14 protein-coding genes and 1 pseudogene are annotated in these 19,535 nt (G+C 72.0%); 9 read left to right on the forward strand and 6 right to left on the reverse strand.

Going from position 1 to position 19,535, the window contains the following annotated elements; translation table 11 throughout:
- Window positions 1-4: 4 nt before the first annotated feature.
- The 6 genes from B1H19_RS08045 to B1H19_RS08070 all read right to left on the reverse strand — a co-directional run bounded on the left by B1H19_RS08045 (window position 5) and on the right by B1H19_RS08070 (window position 6,722).
- Window positions 5-1,963, reverse strand: coding sequence for a serine/threonine-protein kinase (locus B1H19_RS08045; protein ID WP_083103934.1), 1,959 nt, complete (start codon window positions 1,961-1,963; stop codon window positions 5-7).
- Between the two features lie 33 nt (window positions 1,964-1,996).
- The gene (locus B1H19_RS08050; protein ID WP_083103935.1) at window positions 1,997-2,914 is read right to left on the reverse strand and encodes an oxygenase MpaB family protein; all 918 of its coding nucleotides are present in this window, start codon (window positions 2,912-2,914) and stop codon (window positions 1,997-1,999) included.
- A gap of 19 nt (window positions 2,915-2,933) precedes the next feature.
- Window positions 2,934-4,124: an acyl-CoA dehydrogenase family protein gene (locus B1H19_RS08055; RefSeq protein WP_083103936.1), complete on the reverse strand. Its 1,191-nt coding sequence runs from the start codon at window positions 4,122-4,124 to the stop codon at window positions 2,934-2,936.
- 187 nt (window positions 4,125-4,311) lie between these two features.
- Complete coding sequence (locus B1H19_RS08060) at window positions 4,312-4,824, reverse strand: SH3 domain-containing protein (protein ID WP_237289205.1); 513 nt, start codon at window positions 4,822-4,824, stop codon at window positions 4,312-4,314.
- 199 nt (window positions 4,825-5,023) lie between these two features.
- Window positions 5,024-5,530, reverse strand: a complete 507-nt coding sequence (locus B1H19_RS08065; RefSeq protein ID WP_083103937.1) for an acyl-CoA-like ligand-binding transcription factor — start codon at window positions 5,528-5,530, stop codon at window positions 5,024-5,026.
- A gap of 52 nt (window positions 5,531-5,582) precedes the next feature.
- The gene (locus B1H19_RS08070) at window positions 5,583-6,722 is read right to left on the reverse strand and encodes an FAD-dependent oxidoreductase (RefSeq protein ID WP_083103938.1); all 1,140 of its coding nucleotides are present in this window, start codon (window positions 6,720-6,722) and stop codon (window positions 5,583-5,585) included.
- 189 nt (window positions 6,723-6,911) lie between these two features.
- Between B1H19_RS08070 and B1H19_RS08075 the strand changes: the two genes are divergently transcribed.
- The 9 genes and pseudogenes from B1H19_RS08075 to B1H19_RS08115 all read left to right on the forward strand — a co-directional run bounded on the left by B1H19_RS08075 (window position 6,912) and on the right by B1H19_RS08115 (window position 19,526).
- Window positions 6,912-7,952, forward strand: coding sequence for a FecCD family ABC transporter permease (locus B1H19_RS08075; RefSeq protein WP_083109485.1), 1,041 nt, complete (start codon window positions 6,912-6,914; stop codon window positions 7,950-7,952).
- A complete protein-coding gene (locus tag B1H19_RS08080; RefSeq protein WP_083103939.1) occupies window positions 7,949-8,995 on the forward strand; it encodes a FecCD family ABC transporter permease in 1,047 nt (348 codons plus the stop codon). Before B1H19_RS08075 ends, B1H19_RS08080 begins: the two co-directional genes overlap by 4 nt.
- Window positions 8,996-9,264: 269 nt before the next feature.
- Window positions 9,265-10,083 (forward strand): ABC transporter ATP-binding protein, encoded by an 819-nt coding sequence (locus B1H19_RS08085; RefSeq protein ID WP_083103940.1) that lies wholly within the window; start codon window positions 9,265-9,267, stop codon window positions 10,081-10,083.
- Window positions 10,084-10,301: 218 nt separating this feature from the next.
- A complete protein-coding gene (locus tag B1H19_RS08090; protein ID WP_083103941.1) occupies window positions 10,302-11,324 on the forward strand; it encodes an ABC transporter substrate-binding protein in 1,023 nt (340 codons plus the stop codon).
- Window positions 11,325-11,823: 499 nt separating this feature from the next.
- Entirely contained in the window at window positions 11,824-13,014 is a 1,191-nt protein-coding gene (locus B1H19_RS08095) for an ATP-grasp domain-containing protein (protein ID WP_083103942.1), read from the forward strand.
- Between the two features lie 17 nt (window positions 13,015-13,031).
- On the forward strand, window positions 13,032-14,843 hold the full coding sequence (locus B1H19_RS08100; protein ID WP_335755929.1) for an IucA/IucC family protein: 1,812 nt from the start codon (window positions 13,032-13,034) through the stop codon (window positions 14,841-14,843).
- A 221-nt stretch (window positions 14,844-15,064) separates the two neighbouring features.
- A pseudogene (locus tag B1H19_RS08105) lies at window positions 15,065-16,342 on the forward strand (MFS transporter); the annotation flags it as partial.
- Window positions 16,342-18,324, forward strand: a complete 1,983-nt coding sequence (locus B1H19_RS08110) for an IucA/IucC family protein (RefSeq protein ID WP_083103945.1) — start codon at window positions 16,342-16,344, stop codon at window positions 18,322-18,324. The pseudogene B1H19_RS08105 and the gene B1H19_RS08110, both read left to right, overlap by 1 nt.
- Window positions 18,321-19,526, forward strand: coding sequence for a type III PLP-dependent enzyme (locus B1H19_RS08115; RefSeq protein WP_083103946.1), 1,206 nt, complete (start codon window positions 18,321-18,323; stop codon window positions 19,524-19,526). Before B1H19_RS08110 ends, B1H19_RS08115 begins: the two co-directional genes overlap by 4 nt.
- Window positions 19,527-19,535: the final 9 nt, after the last annotated feature.

Genomic DNA, 19,535 nt, shown 5'->3' on the forward strand with positions numbered 1-19,535 from the left:
CCGGCTACCGCCGGGCCGCGCGCTCCTGGCGCAGGGCCGCGACCCGGCGGTAGAGGGCGGTGGCCTCGTCCGTCCGGCCGAGCTGTTCCAGACACTGCGCCTCGTCCGTACGGCTGGCCAGCGCATCGAGATGGCCGGGGCCCAGGACGCGTTCGCGGGCGTCGGCGACCTGGCGGTAGTCGCCCAGCGCCTCGGCCCAGCGGCCCAGCCAGCCCAGCGCCACGGCGATCTCCCGGCGACTGACGAGGGTGTCGGGGTGGTCGGCGCCCAGCACCCGCCCGCGCCCCGCCGCCACCGCCCGGGCCTCGGCCAGGGCCTCCTCCCAGCGGCCCAGCCGCCCGAGGTTGACACCCAGGCCGTGCCGGGCCCGCAGCGTCTCGGGGTGGTCGGCGCCCCAGGCGCGCGTACGCGCGGCCACCACATCGCGGTAGACCGCCAGGGCCTCGGCGCTGCGGCCCATCCGGCCCAGGGTGATACCGGTCTCGTAATGGGCGGCGAGGGTATCGGTGTGGGCGGGGCCGAAGACCTCGGCACGGGCCGCGGCCACCTCCCGGTACGTCCGCAGCGCCTCCTCCCACTGCCCCAGCCGGCCCATCACATGGGCGTGTTCGTAGCGGGTGACCAGGGTGTCGGGGTGCCGGGGGCCGAGCACCCGGGCGCGCGCCCGGGCCACCTCGTGGGCCATCGCATAGCTGTCCTCCAGGCGGCCCAGATCGGCGAGGCCGAAGGCGAGGTGGTGGCGGCAGGCGAGGGTGTCGGGGTGGTCGGGGCCCAGCAGGCGCTCGCGCCCGGCCAGCACCGCGACGCAGATCTGGTGCGCCTCGAAGTGCCGGCCCCGGCCGCCCAGCGCCAGCCCCGCCTCCAGGCGGGCGGTGAGGGCGTCGGGGTCGTCGTCGGGCAGCACCGGCCGGGGGATCCCGGCGGCCGGGGAGACCTCCTCGCGACGGTCTGTGTCTCCGGTCCAGGTGTCGGTGAGGACGGCGGTGGCCGGGTCGGCCGGGGGACGGCGGACCGGATGGGCCGGGGAGCCGAGGGTCATGCCCCGGGTCCACGAGGGCTGCCGCCGGGCCACCGCACCGGCGTCGCCCGGGAGCGGGGCGGTCCCGGAGGCGTCCTGGCGGGCGTCGGCAAGGCGTTTGCCCAGCTCGTCGGCGTCCTGCGGGCGGTCGTCCGGGTCCTTGGCGAGCAGATCGAGGATGATGCGCTCATACGGCTCGGGGAGCTCGGGGCGGTGGGTGCGGGGCGGCTCGGGAGCGGTGTCGCGGTGGCCGACGAGGACCGCCCAGGCGTCGCCGCTGCCGAACGGCGGGGCGCCGGTGGCGATCTCGTAGAGCACACAGCCCAGCGAGTACAGATCGCTGCGGTCGTCGACGGTGTCCGCGCCGATCTGCTCGGGCGACATGTAGTCCGGGCTGCCCATGGCCACGCCGGTGCCGGTCAGCCGCGCGGTGAAGCCGATGTCATGGCCGAGCCGGGCGATCCCGAAGTCGCAGATCTTGACCGTGCCGTCCAGGGTGCGCACGATGTTCGCCGGTTTGAGGTCGCGGTGCACGATGGCCTGGGCGTGGGTGTAGGCGAGTGCCGCGGCGACCTGCTCGGCGATGTCGATGACGTCCGGGACGGGCAGCGGCCGGCGCCCGTTGTCGTCCATCAGCTGGCTGAGGTTGCGGCCGCTGAGCAGCTCCATCACGAGGAAGAGGGTGCCCTCGTCCTCGCCGAAGTCATGGACGACGGTGATACCGCGGTGCTGGAGCCCGCCTGCGGCCCGCGCCTCGCGGCGGAAGCGCTCGCGCAGCACGGTGAGGAAGCCCGGCTCCTGCCGCGGCCCCCTGGGCTTGAGGCATTTGACGGCGACCTGCCGGCCGAGCGATTCGTCCCGGGCCCGCCAGACCTCGCCCATCCCCCCGCGTCCGATGACGTCGAGCAGCCGGTAGCGCCCCTGGAGCAGCCGGTCCTTCGTCATCGCGTCTCGTCACCCCCGTCCTGATACCCGCGTTCAGTGGTACGGCTCCCCTCGCGGGCCCTCCCCTCCGTCCAGTATGGCGGCCGCCCGGCGCAGCTTGTAGGGCGCTGGGCGGGTGTCGGGGCCGAGCCGTTCGACCGCGCGCAGGATATGCCGGGGTGGGAGCCGCCAGCGCACGGAGGGGGGAATGGCGCGAAGGATTCGGCCGGTGGCGCGCAGGCGGCGGGTGACGGTGGCGGGCCGGGGCGCGGGGCGTCCGTACAGCTCATGGGCGTACGACGGGAGTGCGCCGTAGGCGAGCCCGGCCACCCGGTGCCACACCAGGGCGCGGGCGGGGACGAGCGGGGCGGGGGTCGGTGGTCTGCGCAGGAAGGCGTCGACCTGCCGCGCCCCGCCGGTCAGTGCGAGCCGCGGCCGTACGGCCGCGAAGTAGGCGGCGTACGCGGCGCGGTCACCGGGGACGCCGTCCGGGTCGAGGCCGACCAGCCGGGCGCCGGTGCGCTGCTCGTCCAGGTAGGCGTCGGCCTGGGCGTCGGTGAGCGGAAAGCCGGAACGGCGCAGGACGTGGAGGTAGGAGGCCACCTCGGCGCAGTGCACCCACAGCAGCAGCTCCGGATCGTCGATGCGGAAGCGCTCGCCGGTGGCCGTGTCGGCGGCGGACAGCCGGCGGTGCAGGCCGCGGACGCCGGCGCCGGCCCGTTCGGCCGCCGCGGTGGTGCCGTAGGTGATGGTTCCGACGAAATGCGCGGTACGCATCAGCCGGCCCCAGGCGTCACGTCGGCCCCTCGTATTTCTTTGGAAAGCAGCGGAGTTCTGCATGACGCCGGCCACGGCGCGCGGGTGCAGCGCCTGGAGGTACAGCGCGCGGACGCCCGCGATCCACATCATCGGGTCGCCGTGCATCTGCCAGGTCACCGAACGCGGCCCGAAGAGCCCGGGGTCGCCTGCCATCACCGCACCTCCGTCGCGGTCAGCGCCGTACGCGGGGCATGCCGAGGCCGATCCAGGAGATGATCTCGCGCTGGATCTCGTTGTTGCCGCCGCCGAAGGTGAAGATGACGGCGGAGCGGTAGCCGCGTTCCAGTTCGCCGTGCAGCACCGCACCGGCCGAGCCCTCCTTGAGCGGGCCCGCGGAGCCGGCGATCTCCATCAGCCAGGCGTAGGCGTCACGCCGGGCCTCGGAGCCGTAGACCTTGACCGCGGAGGCGTCGTGCGGGGTGAGCGTGCCGCGCTGGAGGGCGTCGACCATCTGCCAGTTCATCAGCTTCATCGCCTCCAGCCGGGTGTGGGTACGGGCCAGCCGGCCGCGCACCCAGCCCAGGTCGATGACCCGGCGGCCGTCGGCGAGCTTGGTCCGGGCGGCCCAGCGCTGGACGTTGTGGAGCGCGCGGACGGCCATGGTGCCGTGGGCGGCGAGGGTGACCCGTTCGTGGTTGAGCTGGTTGGTGATGATCCGCCATCCCTTGTTCTCCTGGCCGACGCGGCGGGAGGCGGGGACGGTGATGTTCTCGTAGTAGCTGGCGGTGGTGTCGTGCGAGGCGAGGGTGTTGATCAGGGTGCAGGAGTATCCGGGGTCGCTGGTGGGGACCAGGAGCATGGTGATGCCCTTGTGGGGCGGCGCGTCCGGGTCGGTGCGTACGGCCAGCCATACCCAGTCCGCGGTGTCGCCGTTGGTCGTCCAGATCTTCTGGCCGTTGACGACGTAGTGGCCGCTTTCCTCGTCGCCCTCCCGTACGGCGCGGGTTTTGAGGGCGGCGAGGTCGGTTCCGGCGTCCGGTTCGCTGTAGCCGATGGCGAAGTCGATCTCGCCCGAGAGGATCCGGGGCAGGAAGTACGCCTTCTGTTCGTCGGTGCCGAACTGCATGATCGTCGGGCCGACGGTGTTGAGCGCCATCAGCGGCAGGGGGACGCCCGCCTGCGCGGCCTCGTCGAAGAAGACGAACTGTTCCATCGGTGTCATCCCGCGCCCGCCGAACTCCTTGGGCCAGCCGACGCCGAGCCAGCCGTCGGCGCCCAGCCGGCGCACCGTCGCGCGGTAGAAGCGCTTCTGCGCGGCGGGTTCGGCGTACCGGGCGTAGGCGTCGTCCGGCACGAGTTCGGCGAAGTACGTGCGCAGCTCGGCGCGCAACTGCTGTTGCTCGGGGGTGTATTCGAGGTGCACGGCCCCTCCAGTTCGTCCGGTCCGGCCGGGCGGACTGGCGCACCTCACCGTTCTGACGGCGCGTCGGATGCCGGCCCGAGGGGCACAGTAGAACTTGTTCCAGAAATACGGAAGGGTCCGCCCGCCGGAACGCACGGGGGCCCGGCCCGGCACCTTTGCGGTACCGGGCCGGGCCCCGCCGGGGCGATCAGCCCATGGCGTGCTTCGTCGACTTCGACGACTTGGGAGACTTCGGAGACTGCGGAGACTTCGGAGACTTCGGCAGCTTCGACGACTTCGGCATCCTCGGCGTGCTCTCCGCCGGGACGCGGTTGCGCCCGACGTCCTTGCAGAACTTGACGTTGCCGCTGTTGTTGACGTGCTTCGCCGAGACCCAGGTGTCCTCCCGGTCACGGATCAGGTACCAGATGCTGTTGCCGCCGATGCTCTGCCCGCGCACCTTGCACTTGAGGCCGACTCTCGCCTGGTGGCGGAAGTGCCCCTGGATCATGGCGTCGGTGCTGGGGTCCTGGCGAAGGTTCAGGCCGCCGCTGGCGGTGATGACGCCGTACGGCTCACCCTGGGGCGGCCCGGGGGGTGTGGCGGCCTGAGCCGGCGAGGCGGCGAGGAGGGTCGCCCCCAGAGCGAGGGCCGCGGTCAGCGCGCCCGCGCCGGCTGCCAGCTGCCTGCCCCGGACCGCGAGGATATCGGACGTGGACATATCGGTTCTCCTGTTCTTGACGCGCAATGCCACCCATTGGCGCGATGGGGACATTACGGGCAAAAAACGGGAATCAGACGACGCAACGACGACCGCGGAGCTATTCGTGTGACAAAAACATTTTTGCCCGGGGATTGCCGCATTCGGGCGGCAAGTGCGCCCGCAGGGAAGGAAGTCGGGGCCCGGCGGATCCGGTCCGTCAGCCCCCGAGAGCGCCCCAGCCCTGCTGCAGAAGGGTGAAGATACGGTCCACCGCCGCGGCGGGGTCCTCGCTGCCGCCGGCCAGCCGGGGCGCGGCCAGGGCGTAGTGGGCCAGCGCGCGCACCGTCACCTCGTCCGCATCCCGGCCGGTCTCCTCGGCGAGCGCCTCGGCCGGCGCCGTCTCGTGGCGCAGCCACCTCCGGTGCGCATACTCGCTCAGCGCCGGAGTGCCGTCGACCAGCTCCCGGAACCTGCGGAACTCGGGATCCCGCACCTTGAGCACCCTCTCCCGCAGATGACCGTGCCGCCCCTCCAGCACCGACCGGCCCGGCCCCCGGTCCCGTACGGCCGCGACCAGCGCCTCGCCCCGCCCGCCGTCCTTGACGCCCACCCGGTCGTCACCGTGCTCCAGGAACAGCCGGGGGGCGGCGTCCGCCAGCGCCTTGCGGGTCTGGGCCTTCTCGCGTTCGCGGCGGCCGGTGGTCGGATGGTCCTCACGTCTCACTCCCAGGAGTGAACGGGCCGGAGCATGGATCCGGCGGGGGCACCGTCGACGGTCAGTGGTGGCGGGCCAGATGGCGCAGGGAGCCCCGCGGCGCATCCGCGGCGACGACGTCGTCCAGACCGCGTGCGGCACCCTCGGCGGCCGCGGCGGCGCGGGGCAGCATGACGGCCTCGTACGCGCGCACGGCCTCGTCCGCATCGGCGTGCCGGGCGAGGGACCGGGCCAGTTCACAGCCGTCGAGCATGGCGAGGTTGGCGCCCCTCCCGGAGAACGGCGGCATCAGATGCGCGGCATCACCCAGCAGCGTCAGGCCCGGGGTGTGGATCCAGGCGTGGGGCACCGGCAGCGCATACAGCGGGCGGTTGACGAACCCGGTGCCGCTGTCGCGCAGCAGCGCCAGCAGCCGGTCGTCCCAGCCGGAGAAACGCCGGAGCAGCGCGGCCCGTACCGCTTCGGGGTCGGCGAGGTCCACCCCCTCCTCCAGCGCCCAGTCCTCGGAGCCCCGGAAGGCCGCGTACACGCGGATCCGGCCGCTGCCGGTGCGCCGGGCGAGCAGGGCCCTGTTGTCGTACGCGGCCACCATGCCGCCGTCGCCGACGAGGCGGGCGACGTCCGGGTGACCGCGGTCGGCGTCGGCGAATCCGGTCTCGACGAAGGTGACGCCGCAGTAGTGCGGGGTGTCGTCCGAGAGCAGCGGACGCACCCGCGACCAGGCCCCGTCGGCGCCGATGACCAGGTCGAAGGTCTCGTCCGGGCCGTCGTCGAACTCGGCTCGGTGCGGGCCGCCGCCGAGCGGGTGGAGGGTGCGCAGATAGCGGCCCCAGCGGACGGTGCCGGGCGCGAGCGCATCCAGCAGCAGGCGGCGCAGTTCACCGCGGTCGACCTCGGGCCTGCTCTCCTCGCCGGCCTCCGGGCGGTGCCGGAAGAGCAGCGTGCCGGTGTGGTCCAGCAGCCGCATCTCCTGCCCCTCGGGGCGAGCCACGGCGGCGAACTCCCGATCCAGTCCCGCTGCACTCAGGGCCACTTGGCCGGTGTCCTCGTGCAGACCGAGGGCGCCCCCCTGGAGGCGGTCCTCGGCGTACGCATCGCGGTCGAAGACGGTGACGGGGATGCCGTGCCGCTGGAGAACCCGGGCGCAGAGCAGCCCGCCGGGGCCGGCGCCGACGATCGCGATACGGGGGGTGGTCGTCATGACTCCAGAACAGCACAGTCACCAGGAAGGTGCCCTCACTACACTTTTTCATCGACTCAACCGGCCCATCCTGACCTTCGAAAAGCAGGCCGCACCCCCAAGTCCGCCGACAAAAGGGATTGTTGACCGCATCCCGCTCCGACGCTTGCGCAATTAGGTATGCCTAACCTAACGTAGCGACGCGTGTCGATGACCCAACCATCTGCCACGTCAGCCGCCGCGTCGGGCCCGCACGCCGCCGCACGGACCTGGCGGCGCATCCCGCTCTTCGCGGTCGGACTGTGCGCGCTCGCGGTCTGTGCGGCGCTGAGCCTCGCGCTGGGCACCCGTTCCGTACCGCTGTCCACCGTCCTCGACGCCCTGACCGGCACCGCACACGGGCGCGACGCCCTCGTGGTGACGGGACTTCGGGTGCCGCGGACCCTCATCGGCCTCGCGGTCGGCGCGGCGCTCGGCGTCGCCGGGGCCGTCGTCCAGGGCATCACCCGTAACCCGCTCGCCTCGCCCACCACCCTCGGCATCAACGCCGGCGCCGGCTTCGCCGTGGTCATCGCCATCTACGCGCTGCATCTGAACCAGCCCGCCGAATACCTCTGGTTCGCCTTCGCCGGCGCCGCGGCCGCCGCCCTGTTCGCCCAGGCGCTGGCCCGCCGGGCCGGCGACCTCGACCCCGTACGGCTCGCGCTGGGCGGCACCGTCCTCCAACTCGTCCTGACATCCTGGACATCGACGGTCATGCTGGCCAGCAAGCGCTCGCTGGACGAGGCCCGGTTCTGGCTCGCCGGTTCACTGGCCGAACGTCCTCTGTCGGTGCTCTGGCCGGTCCTCCCTCCGCTGCTGATCGGGCTGGTCGTCGCCCTGGCCGTCACCCCGGCGCTCAACACCCTGGCGCTGGGCGACGATACGGCGCAGGCGCTCGGGGTACCGGTCTCCCGCATCCGCCTGGCCGGCGGCCTCGCCGTCGTCCTGCTCGCCGCCTCGGCAGTCGCCGTCTCCGGCCTGCTGTCCTTCATCGGCCTGGCCGCACCGCATCTCGTACGGCAGACGTTCCGCACCTCCGACCACCGGATCGTGATCCCCGGCTGCCTGATCGCCGGACCGCTGCTGGTGCTCGCCGCCGACATCCTCGGACGGCTCGTCATCCGGCCGTCGGAGCTCCAGGTCGGCATCATCAGCGCGTTCCTCGGCGCCCCGCTGCTGGCTCTGCTGGCCCGGAAGGTGGCCCGATGACCGACGTCCTGCGTCCCGCCCCGCCGACCGCCGTGCGCCGGCGCGCGGTTCGCCGTACACCGCTGCTCACCCTCGGCACCGCCTTGGTGCTGCTCGTCCTGGTGACGGTGTCGGTGTCCACCGGCGATATGCCGCTGGCGCCGCTCGATGCGCTGCGGGGACTGTTCGGGCTGGGCGATACGGCCACCGTGCTGATCGTCCAGGAGTTCCGCGCCCCGCGGATGGCCGCCGCACTCCTCGCGGGGGCCGGCCTCGCGGTGGCCGGTGCGCTGCTGCAACGGCTGTTCCGCAATCCGCTCGCCTCCCCGGATGTGATGGGGGTGACCGGCGGCGCCTCGTTCGGCGCGGTGGTGATGCTGGCCGCGGGCGCCTCGCAGGCGCTGATGCCGCTGGCCGCACTCGGCGGCGGGCTGCTCGCCGCCGTACTGCTGGGGCTGCTCGGCTGGCGCTCGGGCACCAGCGTGACCCGGCTGGTGCTGGTGGGCCTCGCCGTCCAGGCCGGACTGACCGCCGCGGTGAACTTCATGGTCGTCCGCTTCCCCACCGAACTGGCGGGCTCCGCCCTCCAGTGGACCACCGGCTCGGTGTACGGGCGCACTTGGACCGAGGTGTGGGCCGCGGGGGGCGCGGTCGCCGTGGCGCTGGTCGCCGCCTTCGCCCTGCACCGGCGGCTGGCCGTCCTGGACCTGGGCGACGACTCGGCCGGCGCGCTCGGCCTGAACACCGACGCCGCCCGACTCCAGGTCCTGGTGACCGCGGTCGTGCTGGCCTCGGTCGCCGCCGCGCTCGCCGGCCCGGTCGCCTTCGTCGCACTGGCCGTACCGCACCTGGTGCGGTTCCTGGCCGGCCCGCCCACCCCCGGCACGCTGGCCCTGTCCGGCCTCGCCGGCGCCGCACTGCTGCTCGCCTCCGACCTGGTGGCGCAGCATCTGCTGCCGATCAGCGGCCTGCCGGTCGGGGTGGTCACGGCCACCCTGGGCGCGCCCTGGCTGCTGGTGCTGATGATCCGACAGAGCAGTTCCCTGAACAGGAGTGTCCGATGACCGCCGATCAGCTCTCCCCGCATGGCGGTGACCGTGGTGACGGCCGTGGTGACAGCCGTGGCCAGGGCCGTGGCAACGGCCGTGGTCCGGACCGTAGTCAGGGTCGTGGCGGCAGCCGGGAGTCGATGTCTGGGGGCGATGGGGGGACTTCGGGGGGCGGTGGGCTCGTGGCCGCTGGGGGTGGGGACGGGCTGGTGTCGGCTCGTGGGGAGAGGCGGGTGTCAGCTCCCGGGGACGGGCAGGTGTCTGCTTCCTCCGGGGGCGGGCAGGTGTCCGCTCCCGGTAACCAGCTCTCCGCGCACGGACTCGATCTGCGTTACGGCGACCGGCTGATCGTCGGCGGGCTCGACCTGGTACTGCCCGGCGGCGCCGTCACCGCCGTCGTGGGCCCCAACGCCTGTGGGAAGTCCACCCTGTTGCGTGGGCTGACCCGGCTGCTGGCCCCCGCCGCCGGCACCGTCATGCTGGACGGCTCGGACATCCACCGCATGTCGGCGCGGGCGCTGGCACTGCGGATGGGACTGCTCCCCCAGCAGCCGGTCACCCCGGACGCGATCACCGTCGAGGCACTCGTACGGCTGGGCCGCTACCCGCACCAGAAGCTGCTGAGCCCCTGGTCGGCGGCCGACCAGCGGGCCGTGGACGAGGCCCTGGAACGCACCGGGACCACCGCGCTGCGCGACCAGCCCGTCGACCGCCTCTCCGGCGGTCAGCGGCAGCGCGCCTGGATCGCCCTGGCACTGGCCCAGGACACCGATCTGCTGCTGCTCGACGAGCCCACCACCTTCCTGGACCTACGGCACCAGCTCGATGTCCTCGACCTGGTCGCCGAGTTGCACGCCGAGGCGGGCCGCACCGTGGTGATGGTGCTGCACGACCTCGGGCAGGCGGCCCGCTACGCCGATCACCTGGTGGTCCTCAAGGCCGGCCGCCTGGCGGCAGCCGGCGCCCCGGCGGACGTCCTCGACGCCGAGCTGGTCAGGTCCGTCTTCGACGTGGACTGCCGGGTCATCCCCGACCCCGAGACCGGCACCCCCCTGGTCATCCCCAAAGCCACCACCAAACGCACCGCCAACGCGTCCGGCTGATCTGCCTCAGCTGACCTGACCTGAACTGCCTCACCCACCACGCCAGCCCCACCGGCCCACCACACGCGTCAGCCCAACTGGTCCTCCACATCAACCTCATTGACCACACCAGCACCACAAATGCCCCGCTCTCACTCCGTCAACCGTCCTCTCCGCCTCCTCTCCCCCGCTCCCCTCCGCTCGTCCGCTCGTCCGCTCGCAAAGGAAGTCGAACCCTCATGCCCCTCAAGTTGATCCGAACCGCATCCCGCAGCGCCCGTACCCGTAGGCTGCCCGCCGCCCTGCTCGCCGTCGCCCTGGGGACCGCCGCCCTCACCGCTTGCGGCGGCGGCAAGTCCTCGGCCGACGGCTCGGCTAAGGCCGGCGCCGGCTTCCCGCGCACCCTGAAGACCGCCATGGGCGACGTGTCGATCCCCGGCAAGCCCAAGCGCGTTGTCGTCCTCGACACCGGTGAGCTCGACGACGTCACCACGCTCGGAGTGAAGCCGGTCGGGGCGGTTTCGCCGCATATGAAGTCCGAGGGCGGCTTCCCCAGCTACCTCAAGGGTGAGATCGGGGGCGTCAAGGACGTCGGCCCGCTGCTGGAGCCCAACCTCGAGAAGATCATCTCCCTTAAGCCCGATCTGATCCTTTCGTCCAAGGTCCGGCACGGGAAGATCTACGACAAGCTCAAGGACATCGCGCCGACCGTCTTCACCGAGACCACCGGCGGCCCTTGGAAGGCCAATCTGAAAGTCCACGCCAAGGCGCTGGGCCTGGAGAAGGAGGCCGACCAGAAGCTCAAGGAGTACGAGTCGCGGGCCAAGGCGCTGGGCGCGGAGATCAAGAAGAAGTACCACGGCACAATGCCGTCGGCCTCCGTGGTCCGCTTTGTCGCCGGCCCGACCCGGCTGTACCAGAAGTCCTCCTACAGCGGCGTCGTCCTCGACGACATCGGACTGGCCCGTCCGAAGTCGCAGAGCTCCACCGACCCGGACAAGACGATGCTCGACGTCAGCCCGGAGGAGATCGACAAGGCCGATGCCGACCTGGTGTTTGTGACGGTCGCGGATCTACCGGACAAGACCCAGAAGAAGGACGTCACCTCCAACCCGGTCTGGAAGGCGCTGTCGGCCGTCAAGAACCACAAGGTTTTTGACGTGCCCGACGAGACCTGGATGTCCGGCATCGGCATTCAGGCCGCCGAGCACATGCTGGCCGATGTCGCAAAGGCGACCGGAGTCCCGGTGCCCAAGGCTTGAGCCCTCCGGTGCCCGACGCCTGAGCCAATGCCAAGCAACGCCCTGAGCCAATACCAATGCCGATGCCAATGCCAATGCCAAGCCTCTTCAGCTGTGGTTCGTGTGCGGTGTGCCGCGGGGCGCCATGTACCTCCCTGATGTACCTCCCGGTGGGTCGTGCGTCTCGAAGTGGGGAGGGTGTCGCGGGGTTTGAGGCGTTGGGTGTCTGACGCGTGCCTTGTCCTGTGCCTCGCGATGCCTCCTTATTCCGGCAACGAATACGGAGAGTGATTCGTTCCCTCCGGTGTGTTGTTTCGCTCCGGTGCATCCGATGTTCCTCGGGGGCATTCGGGGTTCCTCCGGAGCATCCCGGATGGTGATCCGGAGCATCCGGCTGGTGGGGTGTCGCGGCTACGGTTCCGGGTCTGCGGCTGTGGTTCCGGGTTTCTTGTCTGGTGTTTGGCCGTTGGGCGTGCCGGTCTTGGTTTCGTTCGATAGTGATTCTGAAGGGGTTCCGCTCATGCGGATGTATTTGCTCGCCCTCAATCCCACCGACTCGGTCACCGAGGGATTTCTGCCTGCCGCTGCGCGTCTCGGTGTTGAGGTCACGATCCTCACCGATCAGCCCGAGGCGCACCGGCGCGACGTCCCGGAGGGGACGGAGGTCCTGGAGTGCGATGTGCGTGACTTCCGGGCGGTGATCACCTGTGTGGCAGGTCGGCGGCCCGCCGATGCGATCTTCACCAACAGCGATCACCTCCAGGTCCAAGCGGCCCTGGCCGCCGAGTACTTCGGGCTGCCGGGCAAGGACTGGCGGGCCGCGTTGTGCGCCAAGAACAAGGCCGAGATGCGGCGGCGACTCGCGGTGGCAGGGGTGGACACCGTACGGACCGTGGAGCTGGAGCCCGGGCAGGACCCGAGCGTGCTGGCCGCCGCCGAGCTTCCGTATCCGTGTGTGATCAAGCCGCGGGAGGGGGTGGCCAGCGAGGATGTGATGCTCGTCGACGGGCCCGGCGAACTGGTGGTCTGCGCCAAGGAGATCCAGGTGCGGCGGCCCGAGGTGGCGCTGGTCGCGGAGGAGTTCCTGCCGGGCCAGCTGTACACGCTGGAGACGCTCGGTGATGGGCGGCTGCGCCATGTCCTGGGTGGGTTTCGTACCGCCATTTCCGCGCCGCCGACCTTTATCGAGACGGGGCTTGAGTTCGTTGCGGCCCATCCGCAGTCCGTCACCGATCAGGTGCTGGGCCAGCTCGATGCGCTGGGCGTCGGGTTCGGCGCCTGTCATACGGAGTTCGTGGTGCACGAGGGCCGGGCACGGCTCATCGAGGTGAACTACCGTGTCATTGGCGATCAGTGCGATCTGCTGTTGGCGCATGTTCTCGGCATACCTCTCTTCGAGCTCATTCTGCGGGCGCATTTGGGCGAGCCACTTCCTGCGGATCTCGGTGCCCGGCGCGGCGGTGCGGCTCGGGTGGAGTACGCCCTTGCCGACCGGGCGGGGACGCTCGTCTCGGCGCCCGGCACCGTGGACCGCACCGTCGACGGTGTGCGGCTGGCCTACCGGCCGCTGCGGGAGGTCGGGGCCGAGCAGCCGCACTACCGCACCAACCGCGACTACATAGGCGTCGTCCGGGCCTTCGGCGCCGATGACGGTGCGGTGGACCGCGCGGTGGAGGGCTTCTTCGCCACCGAGAAGTGGGAGATCGCGTGATGGCTGCGTCGGATCCCATGAGTGAGTCGGCTCAGGAGCCGGAGCTGCTCGTGCGGATCCTGAGTGCGCTTCTGCGGGAAGACGTGGTGGGGTTGCGTACGCGCGGTGCCGTGCTGGAGCGGCCGGACGGTCCCTGGCTGCGGTTGCCCGCGGGCGCAGCGGACGGCGCGCTGTTGCTGCCGCTCGGCCCGGACGGCTATCAGAGCCGCTATGCCGCCCGGTTGCCGCTGTTGGTCCGTGAGGCCGACGGCGCCCGGCTGACCACGCTCGACGAGGTCGTCGCCGCGCTGCGCGCGCTGGCGGACCCCGTCGACCGTCCCGGCTTCGATGCATTCGCCGAGGAGTGCCGGCAGACGCTGGTGACGATGCGGCTGCATGCCCGGACGCGGGATGAGGTCGAGGGGCAGTTGGCAGGGCGTCATGGTGGCGATCCTGGTGGGTGGCTGGGGTTGGGTGGAGGGCTGGGGTTCGATGCGCTGGCGGCGCGTCTTGACCATCCGGTGTATCCGACCGCCCGGGGTCGGGCCGGCCTGGATGAGGCGCAGCTGCGGGCGTACGCGCCGGAGTTCCGGCCGGACTTCGCGTTGCGCTGGCTCGCCGTGCCGCGGGGCGCGGTGACCGTGGCGGGTGGCGAGGCGGCGTTGCCCGACTGGTGGCCGACGCCTGCTGAGGTGGGGCTGGCGCATCTCGGGGACGGGCATCTGTGTCTTCCCGTGCATCCGTTGACGCTGGGCGAACCGCTGCGTGGCGCGCTGTGCGAGAGCGGGCTGGAGGGTGCGGCGGTGCTTTCCGAGCAGGCCCGGCTCGGCGTCGTACCGACGCTGTCGATGCGCACCGTGGCGGTGGCCGACGATCCCGCGCTGCATCTGAAGCTGCCGTTGGCCACCTCGACGCTGGGGCTGCGCAACCGGCGCTCCATCAAGCCTCCTACGCTGATCGACGGCGCCGAGGGGCAGCGGCTGCTGGAGAAGGTGATCGCCCGCGAACCGCGGTTCGCGGAGTCGGTGCTTCAGGCCGATGAGACCGTGTATGCGCATGCCGGTCATGAGCTGTTGGCCGTGCTGTGCCGCCGTTACCCGGCCGGTCTGGACGGGAGTGTCGTGGTGCCGATGGCCGCGCTGCTGGGCCGGGCGCCGGGCGGTGGGCTGGTGATCGACCGGATCGCCGACCGTTTCTACGGCGGCGATCCGCTCGCCCTGCTGGACGCCTGTCTCACCCTGCTCTTCGACTGGCAGACCACGCTCTTCGGCTACGGCATCGGGCTGGAGTCCCATCAGCAGAACATCTCGCTGGTGCTGGACCGGACGGCCGGCGGCACCCGGCTGCGGCTGCTGTTCAAGGACAATGACGGTCCGCGGATCAACGCCGTACGACTGCGGGAGGCGCTGGGCGCGGACGCCCCGGACCCCTCGGATTTCGCCGATCCGCGGGTATTCGGGGACGGCGACCGGCCGGTGCTGGATCTGTTCACGACCATCACACTGCACCTGTGTGCGGGCTCCTACGCCTTCGGGCTCGCGCGGCACGGGCGGGCGCCGCTCGGGCGGCTGCTGGGGCTCGTCCGCGACCGGCTGGCCGAGGCCGTCGAGCGGCAGGGCACGGGAGCGGGCGAGCCGGGGGCGGCACTGCGCGCTGCCGTGCTGGACGCGCCCGAGCTGCCGATCAAGGCCATGGTCAGCGCCGGGACCTTGCTGTCCAAGGAGCGGTCGGGTGCGGCCGACATCAACAAGCACTATGCGAGCGGGCCCAATTACCTGCTGATGCCGACGGGGGCGCGGGTGTCGGGCGCCTCGCTGCCGGAGTCTCTGACGTCGACGGGGAGCACTTGATGGCCACCTCCATGTCTCGTATGACATCACCGTCCAGTTCCACATCCACGTCCAGTTCCACATCCACGTCCAGTCCCGCATCCGCATCCCCATCCGCCTCCTCCGCTCCAGCTGCTGCTGCCGCTGTTCCAACGACCGCTGCTACTTCAAAGAACACCGTTCGGTCACAGAGAGTTGCCGCATCGCGGAGGGATGACGAGGACGGCGTCGAGGCCACGTCGCGACCGCGGTTCGGGCGGCGACAGGTGTATGCGGTGGCCGGGTGTTATTTCGTGGCGTCGTTCGCCGCGCTCGGGCTGCCGCCGTATCTGACCGAGATCCTGCCGAAGCTGGGGGACGGCGCGGCCCGCTGGGCCGGTCTGCTGTATGTCGTACCGACCATCTTCGGTGCGATAGGCGCCCCGCTGTGGGGCCGTCTCGCCGACCGTTTCGGGCGTAAACGGCTGCTGTTGCGCGCGCAGTTGGGGCTGGCGGCGGCGTTTCTGCTGGCCGGTTGGGCGGATTCGCTCGGGGCGTTCGCCGCGGCACTGGTTCTTCAGGGCGTGCTGGGCGGCACCTTCGCCGCGTCGAACAGCTACCTGGGGGCGTCTCTGGAGGGCAGTGCGCTGTCCCGGGCGCTGACGCTGATGCAGGGCAGTGCCCGTGCGGCGCTGGTGTTCGCGCCGATCGTGGTCGGCGCGCTGTCGCCGTGGCTCTCGCCGCACCGCCAGTACGCGCTGCTCGCCGTCCTGCCGCTGACCGCCGCCGTGATGCTGGCGGCGCTCCCGGAGCCACCGACGAAGGGCGCCTCGACGACACCGTCACCAAGGGACTCTTCGGCGGCGCCGTCACCGAAGAACACTGCGGCGCCGCCCCCGGAGGCCGCCGAGGCGGCCGTACGGGCAAACCGTGCGTCCGCGGCTCCCGATGCCGGGGCCGCCACCGCGCTGCGCAGGCTCTATGCGCTGGAGTTCGCGTTCGTCTTCTCGACGGTGATTTCGTTCCCGTATCTGATCTCGCTGATCAAGGAGCGCATACCCGGCACCGGGCCGTTGGTGTCCGGTGTGCTGTTCGCCCTGCCGCATATGTGCTATCTGGTCGCGGCGATGGCGGTGCACGCACTGTTCCGTACCCGCCCGCGGCTCGGTATGGGACTCGGCTTCGGCGCCATAGCGCTCGGGCTGGCCGGGCATGGCGTCGTCGACTCCCTCGTCGGGTTCGTCGTAGTGCGGCTGGTGCTCGGCGCCGGTCTCACGCTGGGCCTGGTGTGTCTGTCCGTCCTGGCTGCCGACTGCGCCAAGGGCCGAGCCCCCGGCGGGCTCTTCGGCTCCATCGAATTCTTCTCCAAGGCCGGCGCGGTCGCCGCCGGTCTGGCCGCCGCGGCGGGCAACGACTGGTTCGGGCCGACCGCGCCCCTGGTGATCGGCACCGGGATCGCCCTGGCCACCGTGCTGGCGACCGTCCTCCCCTCGCTCCTCCCCTCGCACTTCCGTTTCCCCCGCACCCGCAGGAGCCCTTGATGCCCCCGCTGCCTCATTCCGCCGCCACCGCCCAGGACCCCGGCACCGCCCGGACCCCCGAGCCCACCGCGACCACCGGCACCACCCGGATCGCCCGTACGGCCCCGATCCCCGCCCCGGCCCCCGCCGGTCCGCCCACCGCCGACCAGGCCGTCGCGCACACCCTCCTGAACTGCCTGCTGCGCGAGGTCTCCGGCCCCGAGCACCAGACGGCCGTCGATGCCGGTCATCTGCTGCTGCGGCTGCCGCGCCGTGGCGTTCTGCTGCGGGTCGCGTTGCGCCGTACCTCGCTGATCGGCGCGCACCGCTTCGCCGGCCCGGTGACGGAGGAGGCCGACGGCGGCTGGCGGGAGGTCGGCTGGCGGCGGCTGGCCGAGTACGTCCATGCGGAGCTGTCGCTGCGGACCGGGGTGCACAACGACGAGTTCCTGGACCAGATCGCCTCCAGCCATCAGGCCGTGGCCGCGGCGCTCGACAGCCGGGCGCCCGGCGGCCACGGGACAGACGGCCAGGTGCCCGGCGGCCACGGGACAGACGGCCAGGCGCCGGGCGGCCAGGTGCCCGGCGGCCAGGCGCTCGCCACCGGGCCGGCCGACAGCACACCACCCCGCGTCACACCACCCCACGCCGACTGGCAAGCCGCCTACCTCGCCTCCGAGCAGTCCCTCGTCCTGGGCCACCGTTTCCACCCCACCCCCAAGGCCCGCTCCGGCGATCCCGCCTCCTGGCGGTCGTACGCGCCGGAAGCCGGGGCGTCCTTCCCGCTGCTGCTGCTCGCCGTACGCGAGGACCTGATCGTCGAGGAGGCCGCCGAAGAGGGCGCCGCCGCGCCCCTGGATGCGCTGCATCCCGGCGTCCCGGACGGCTACCGGCTGCTGCCCGTCCACCCCTGGCAGTACGAACTGCTGCGCGGCCATCCGGGTCTGAAGGAGGCGCTGGACCGTGGCGACCTCCGCATCCTGGGAACCGGTGGGACGCATTTCGCGGCGACCGCGTCCGTGCGGACGCTCTACGACGGCGCGTCCTTCCTCAAGTTCAGCCTGAATGTCCGGATCACCAACTGCCTGCGGAAGAACGCCAGTTACGAGCTGTCGGGAGCCGTGGCGCTGACCCGGCTGCTGGCTCCGGTGCTCGCGGATCTGGCCGCCCGCTTCCCGGGGAGCGCGGTGCTGCGCGAGCCCGTCTACCGCAGTCTTGCGCTGCCGGGCCCGGACGGCCGCCCGGACACCGGGCTGCTCGAAGGCTTCGGGGTGATCGTCCGCGAGCGTCTGTCCCAGCGGCTGCTGCCCGGCACCACGCCGCTGCTGGCCGCCGCGGTCGCCGACGAGTACCCGCACAGTCCGGCGCATATCTCCCGCCTCCTGGACGGCGCCGGTCCGCAGGCCGCGCTCGACTGGTGGGCCGCCTACCTGGATCTGCTGCTGCCCCCGGTGCTCGCCGCGTACTTCGACCACGGGGTGGTGCTGGAGCCGCACCTTCAGAACGTCCTGGTCTGTGTGGACGGCGACGGTATGCCCGCCCAGGTGCTCTTCCGCGACCTGGAGGGCACCAAGCTGGTCCCCGAGCACCATGCCGGGCCGCTGGCCTCGCTCCCGGAGGACGTCGCCGGGCCGATGACGTACGACGCGCAGCGCGGCTGGGACCGGGTGGTGTACTGCCTGCTGGTCAATCACGTCGCCGAGATGCTCGCCGCGCTGGCCGATCTGCATCCGGGCACCGAGGCGGACCTGTGGGCGCAGGTGCGGCGCACCCTCCAGGTCCATGCGGACCGCCACGGCTGCCCGCCCCGGCTCGCCGCGCTGCTGGCGGGCGTCCCGCTGCCCGCCAAGGCCAATCTGCTGACCCGGTGGGAGCGCAGGGCCGACCGGGAGGCCGGTTACGTCCTGCTGCCCTCGCCGCTGGCCGAGTCGGTCCTGACCGGCGCCGTACGCACCGATGACACCGTAGGCACCGATGACACCCCCTCCTGGAGCGCCCGATGACCGCCCCCACTCCCCCGGTACGCGACCTGGTCCGCGCCCTGCACTCCGAGGAGCTCCCGGCCTACGTCTATGACCTGACGGCCCTTCGGGAGCACCTGGCCGGCGTCCGGGAGGCGCTGCCGTCCTCCGTGGAGCTGTATTACGCCGCGAAGGCGAATCCGGAGCCGGAGATCCTGACGGCGCTGCGCCCGTATGTCGACGGCTACGAGGTGTCCTCGGGCGGGGAGCTGAGGCATGTCGGCAAGGCGGTCCCCGGGGCGCCGCTGGCGTTCGGCGGTCCCGGCAAGACGCCGGCGGAGATCGACGAGGCGCTGGAGCGGGGCGTCGAGCGCTTCCATGTGGAGAGCGTGTACGAGCTGCGCATGCTGGCCGAGCTGGCCGCCCGGCACGCCGGTGACCGGCGGATCGCCGTACTGCCGCGGTTCAACCTCCCGGTGGGCGGCGGCGCCCTGGACGGCAGTGCGCTGGCGATGGGCGGCCGTCCCACGCCCTTCGGCGTGGATCCCTCACAGGCGGACGAGGTCGTCGCGCTGCTGACGGACGGCAGCCTTCCGCATCTGGAACTGCGCGGCATACACGCCCACTTGGCCAGCGGGCTGGAGGCGCCCGAGCAGCTGGCCGTGGCCGAGGCCATCGTCGCCTGGGCGGTGCGGCTGGCCGCGTGGCACGGGTTCCCGCTCGCCGAGGTGACGCTCGGCGGCGGGATGGCCGTCGACTACGCGGATCCCGGTGCCCGTTTCGACTGGACGGCCTACGGGGCGGGGCTCGCCCGGCTCGCCGCCGCGCACCCGGGGCTGACGCTGCGGATCGAGCCGGGCCGTGCGCTCACCGCGTACTGCGGCTGGTATGCCACCGAGGTGCTGGATGTGAAGCGCAGTCATGGTGCGGAGTTCGCGGTGGTGCGCGGCGGAACCCACCATCTGCGGACCCCGGCGACCAAGGGCCATGACCAGCCCTGCACGGTGCTGCCGTCGGACGAGCCGTGGCCGCATGCGTGGCCCCGGCCGGTGGCGTCGGGCGACCGGGTGACGCTGGCCGGTCAGCTGTGCACGCCGAAGGACGTGCTGGCGCGGGAGGTGCCGGCCCCCGGGCTGCGGGCCGGTGACCGGGTGGTCTTCGGGGTGGCGGGGGCGTATGCGTGGAACATCTCGCACCATGACTTCCTGATGCATCCGCGGCCCGGCTTCCACTTCCTGGTCTGACGCGCTCCG

The sequence above is a fragment of the Streptomyces gilvosporeus genome, assembly GCF_002082195.1.
GTDB lineage: Bacteria > Actinomycetota > Actinomycetes > Streptomycetales > Streptomycetaceae > Streptomyces > Streptomyces gilvosporeus.

Coding starts and splice junctions, on each gene's coding strand:
- B1H19_RS08100 (WP_335755929.1), top strand. CDS start 13,032: ATGAGTGAGTCGGCTCAGGAGCCGGAGCTGCTCGTGCGGATCCTGAGT.
- B1H19_RS08045 (WP_083103934.1), bottom strand. CDS start 1,963: ATGACGAAGGACCGGCTGCTCCAGGGGCGCTACCGGCTGCTCGACGTC.
- B1H19_RS08080 (WP_083103939.1), top strand. CDS start 7,949: ATGACCGACGTCCTGCGTCCCGCCCCGCCGACCGCCGTGCGCCGGCGC.
- B1H19_RS08095 (WP_083103942.1), top strand. CDS start 11,824: ATGCGGATGTATTTGCTCGCCCTCAATCCCACCGACTCGGTCACCGAG.
- B1H19_RS08115 (WP_083103946.1), top strand. CDS start 18,321: ATGACCGCCCCCACTCCCCCGGTACGCGACCTGGTCCGCGCCCTGCAC.
- B1H19_RS08070 (WP_083103938.1), bottom strand. CDS start 6,722: ATGACGACCACCCCCCGTATCGCGATCGTCGGCGCCGGCCCCGGCGGG.
- B1H19_RS08060 (WP_237289205.1), bottom strand. CDS start 4,824: ATGTCCACGTCCGATATCCTCGCGGTCCGGGGCAGGCAGCTGGCAGCC.
- B1H19_RS08050 (WP_083103935.1), bottom strand. CDS start 2,914: ATGGCAGGCGACCCCGGGCTCTTCGGGCCGCGTTCGGTGACCTGGCAG.
- B1H19_RS08090 (WP_083103941.1), top strand. CDS start 10,302: ATGCCCCTCAAGTTGATCCGAACCGCATCCCGCAGCGCCCGTACCCGT.
- B1H19_RS08110 (WP_083103945.1), top strand. CDS start 16,342: ATGCCCCCGCTGCCTCATTCCGCCGCCACCGCCCAGGACCCCGGCACC.
- B1H19_RS08075 (WP_083109485.1), top strand. CDS start 6,912: ATGACCCAACCATCTGCCACGTCAGCCGCCGCGTCGGGCCCGCACGCC.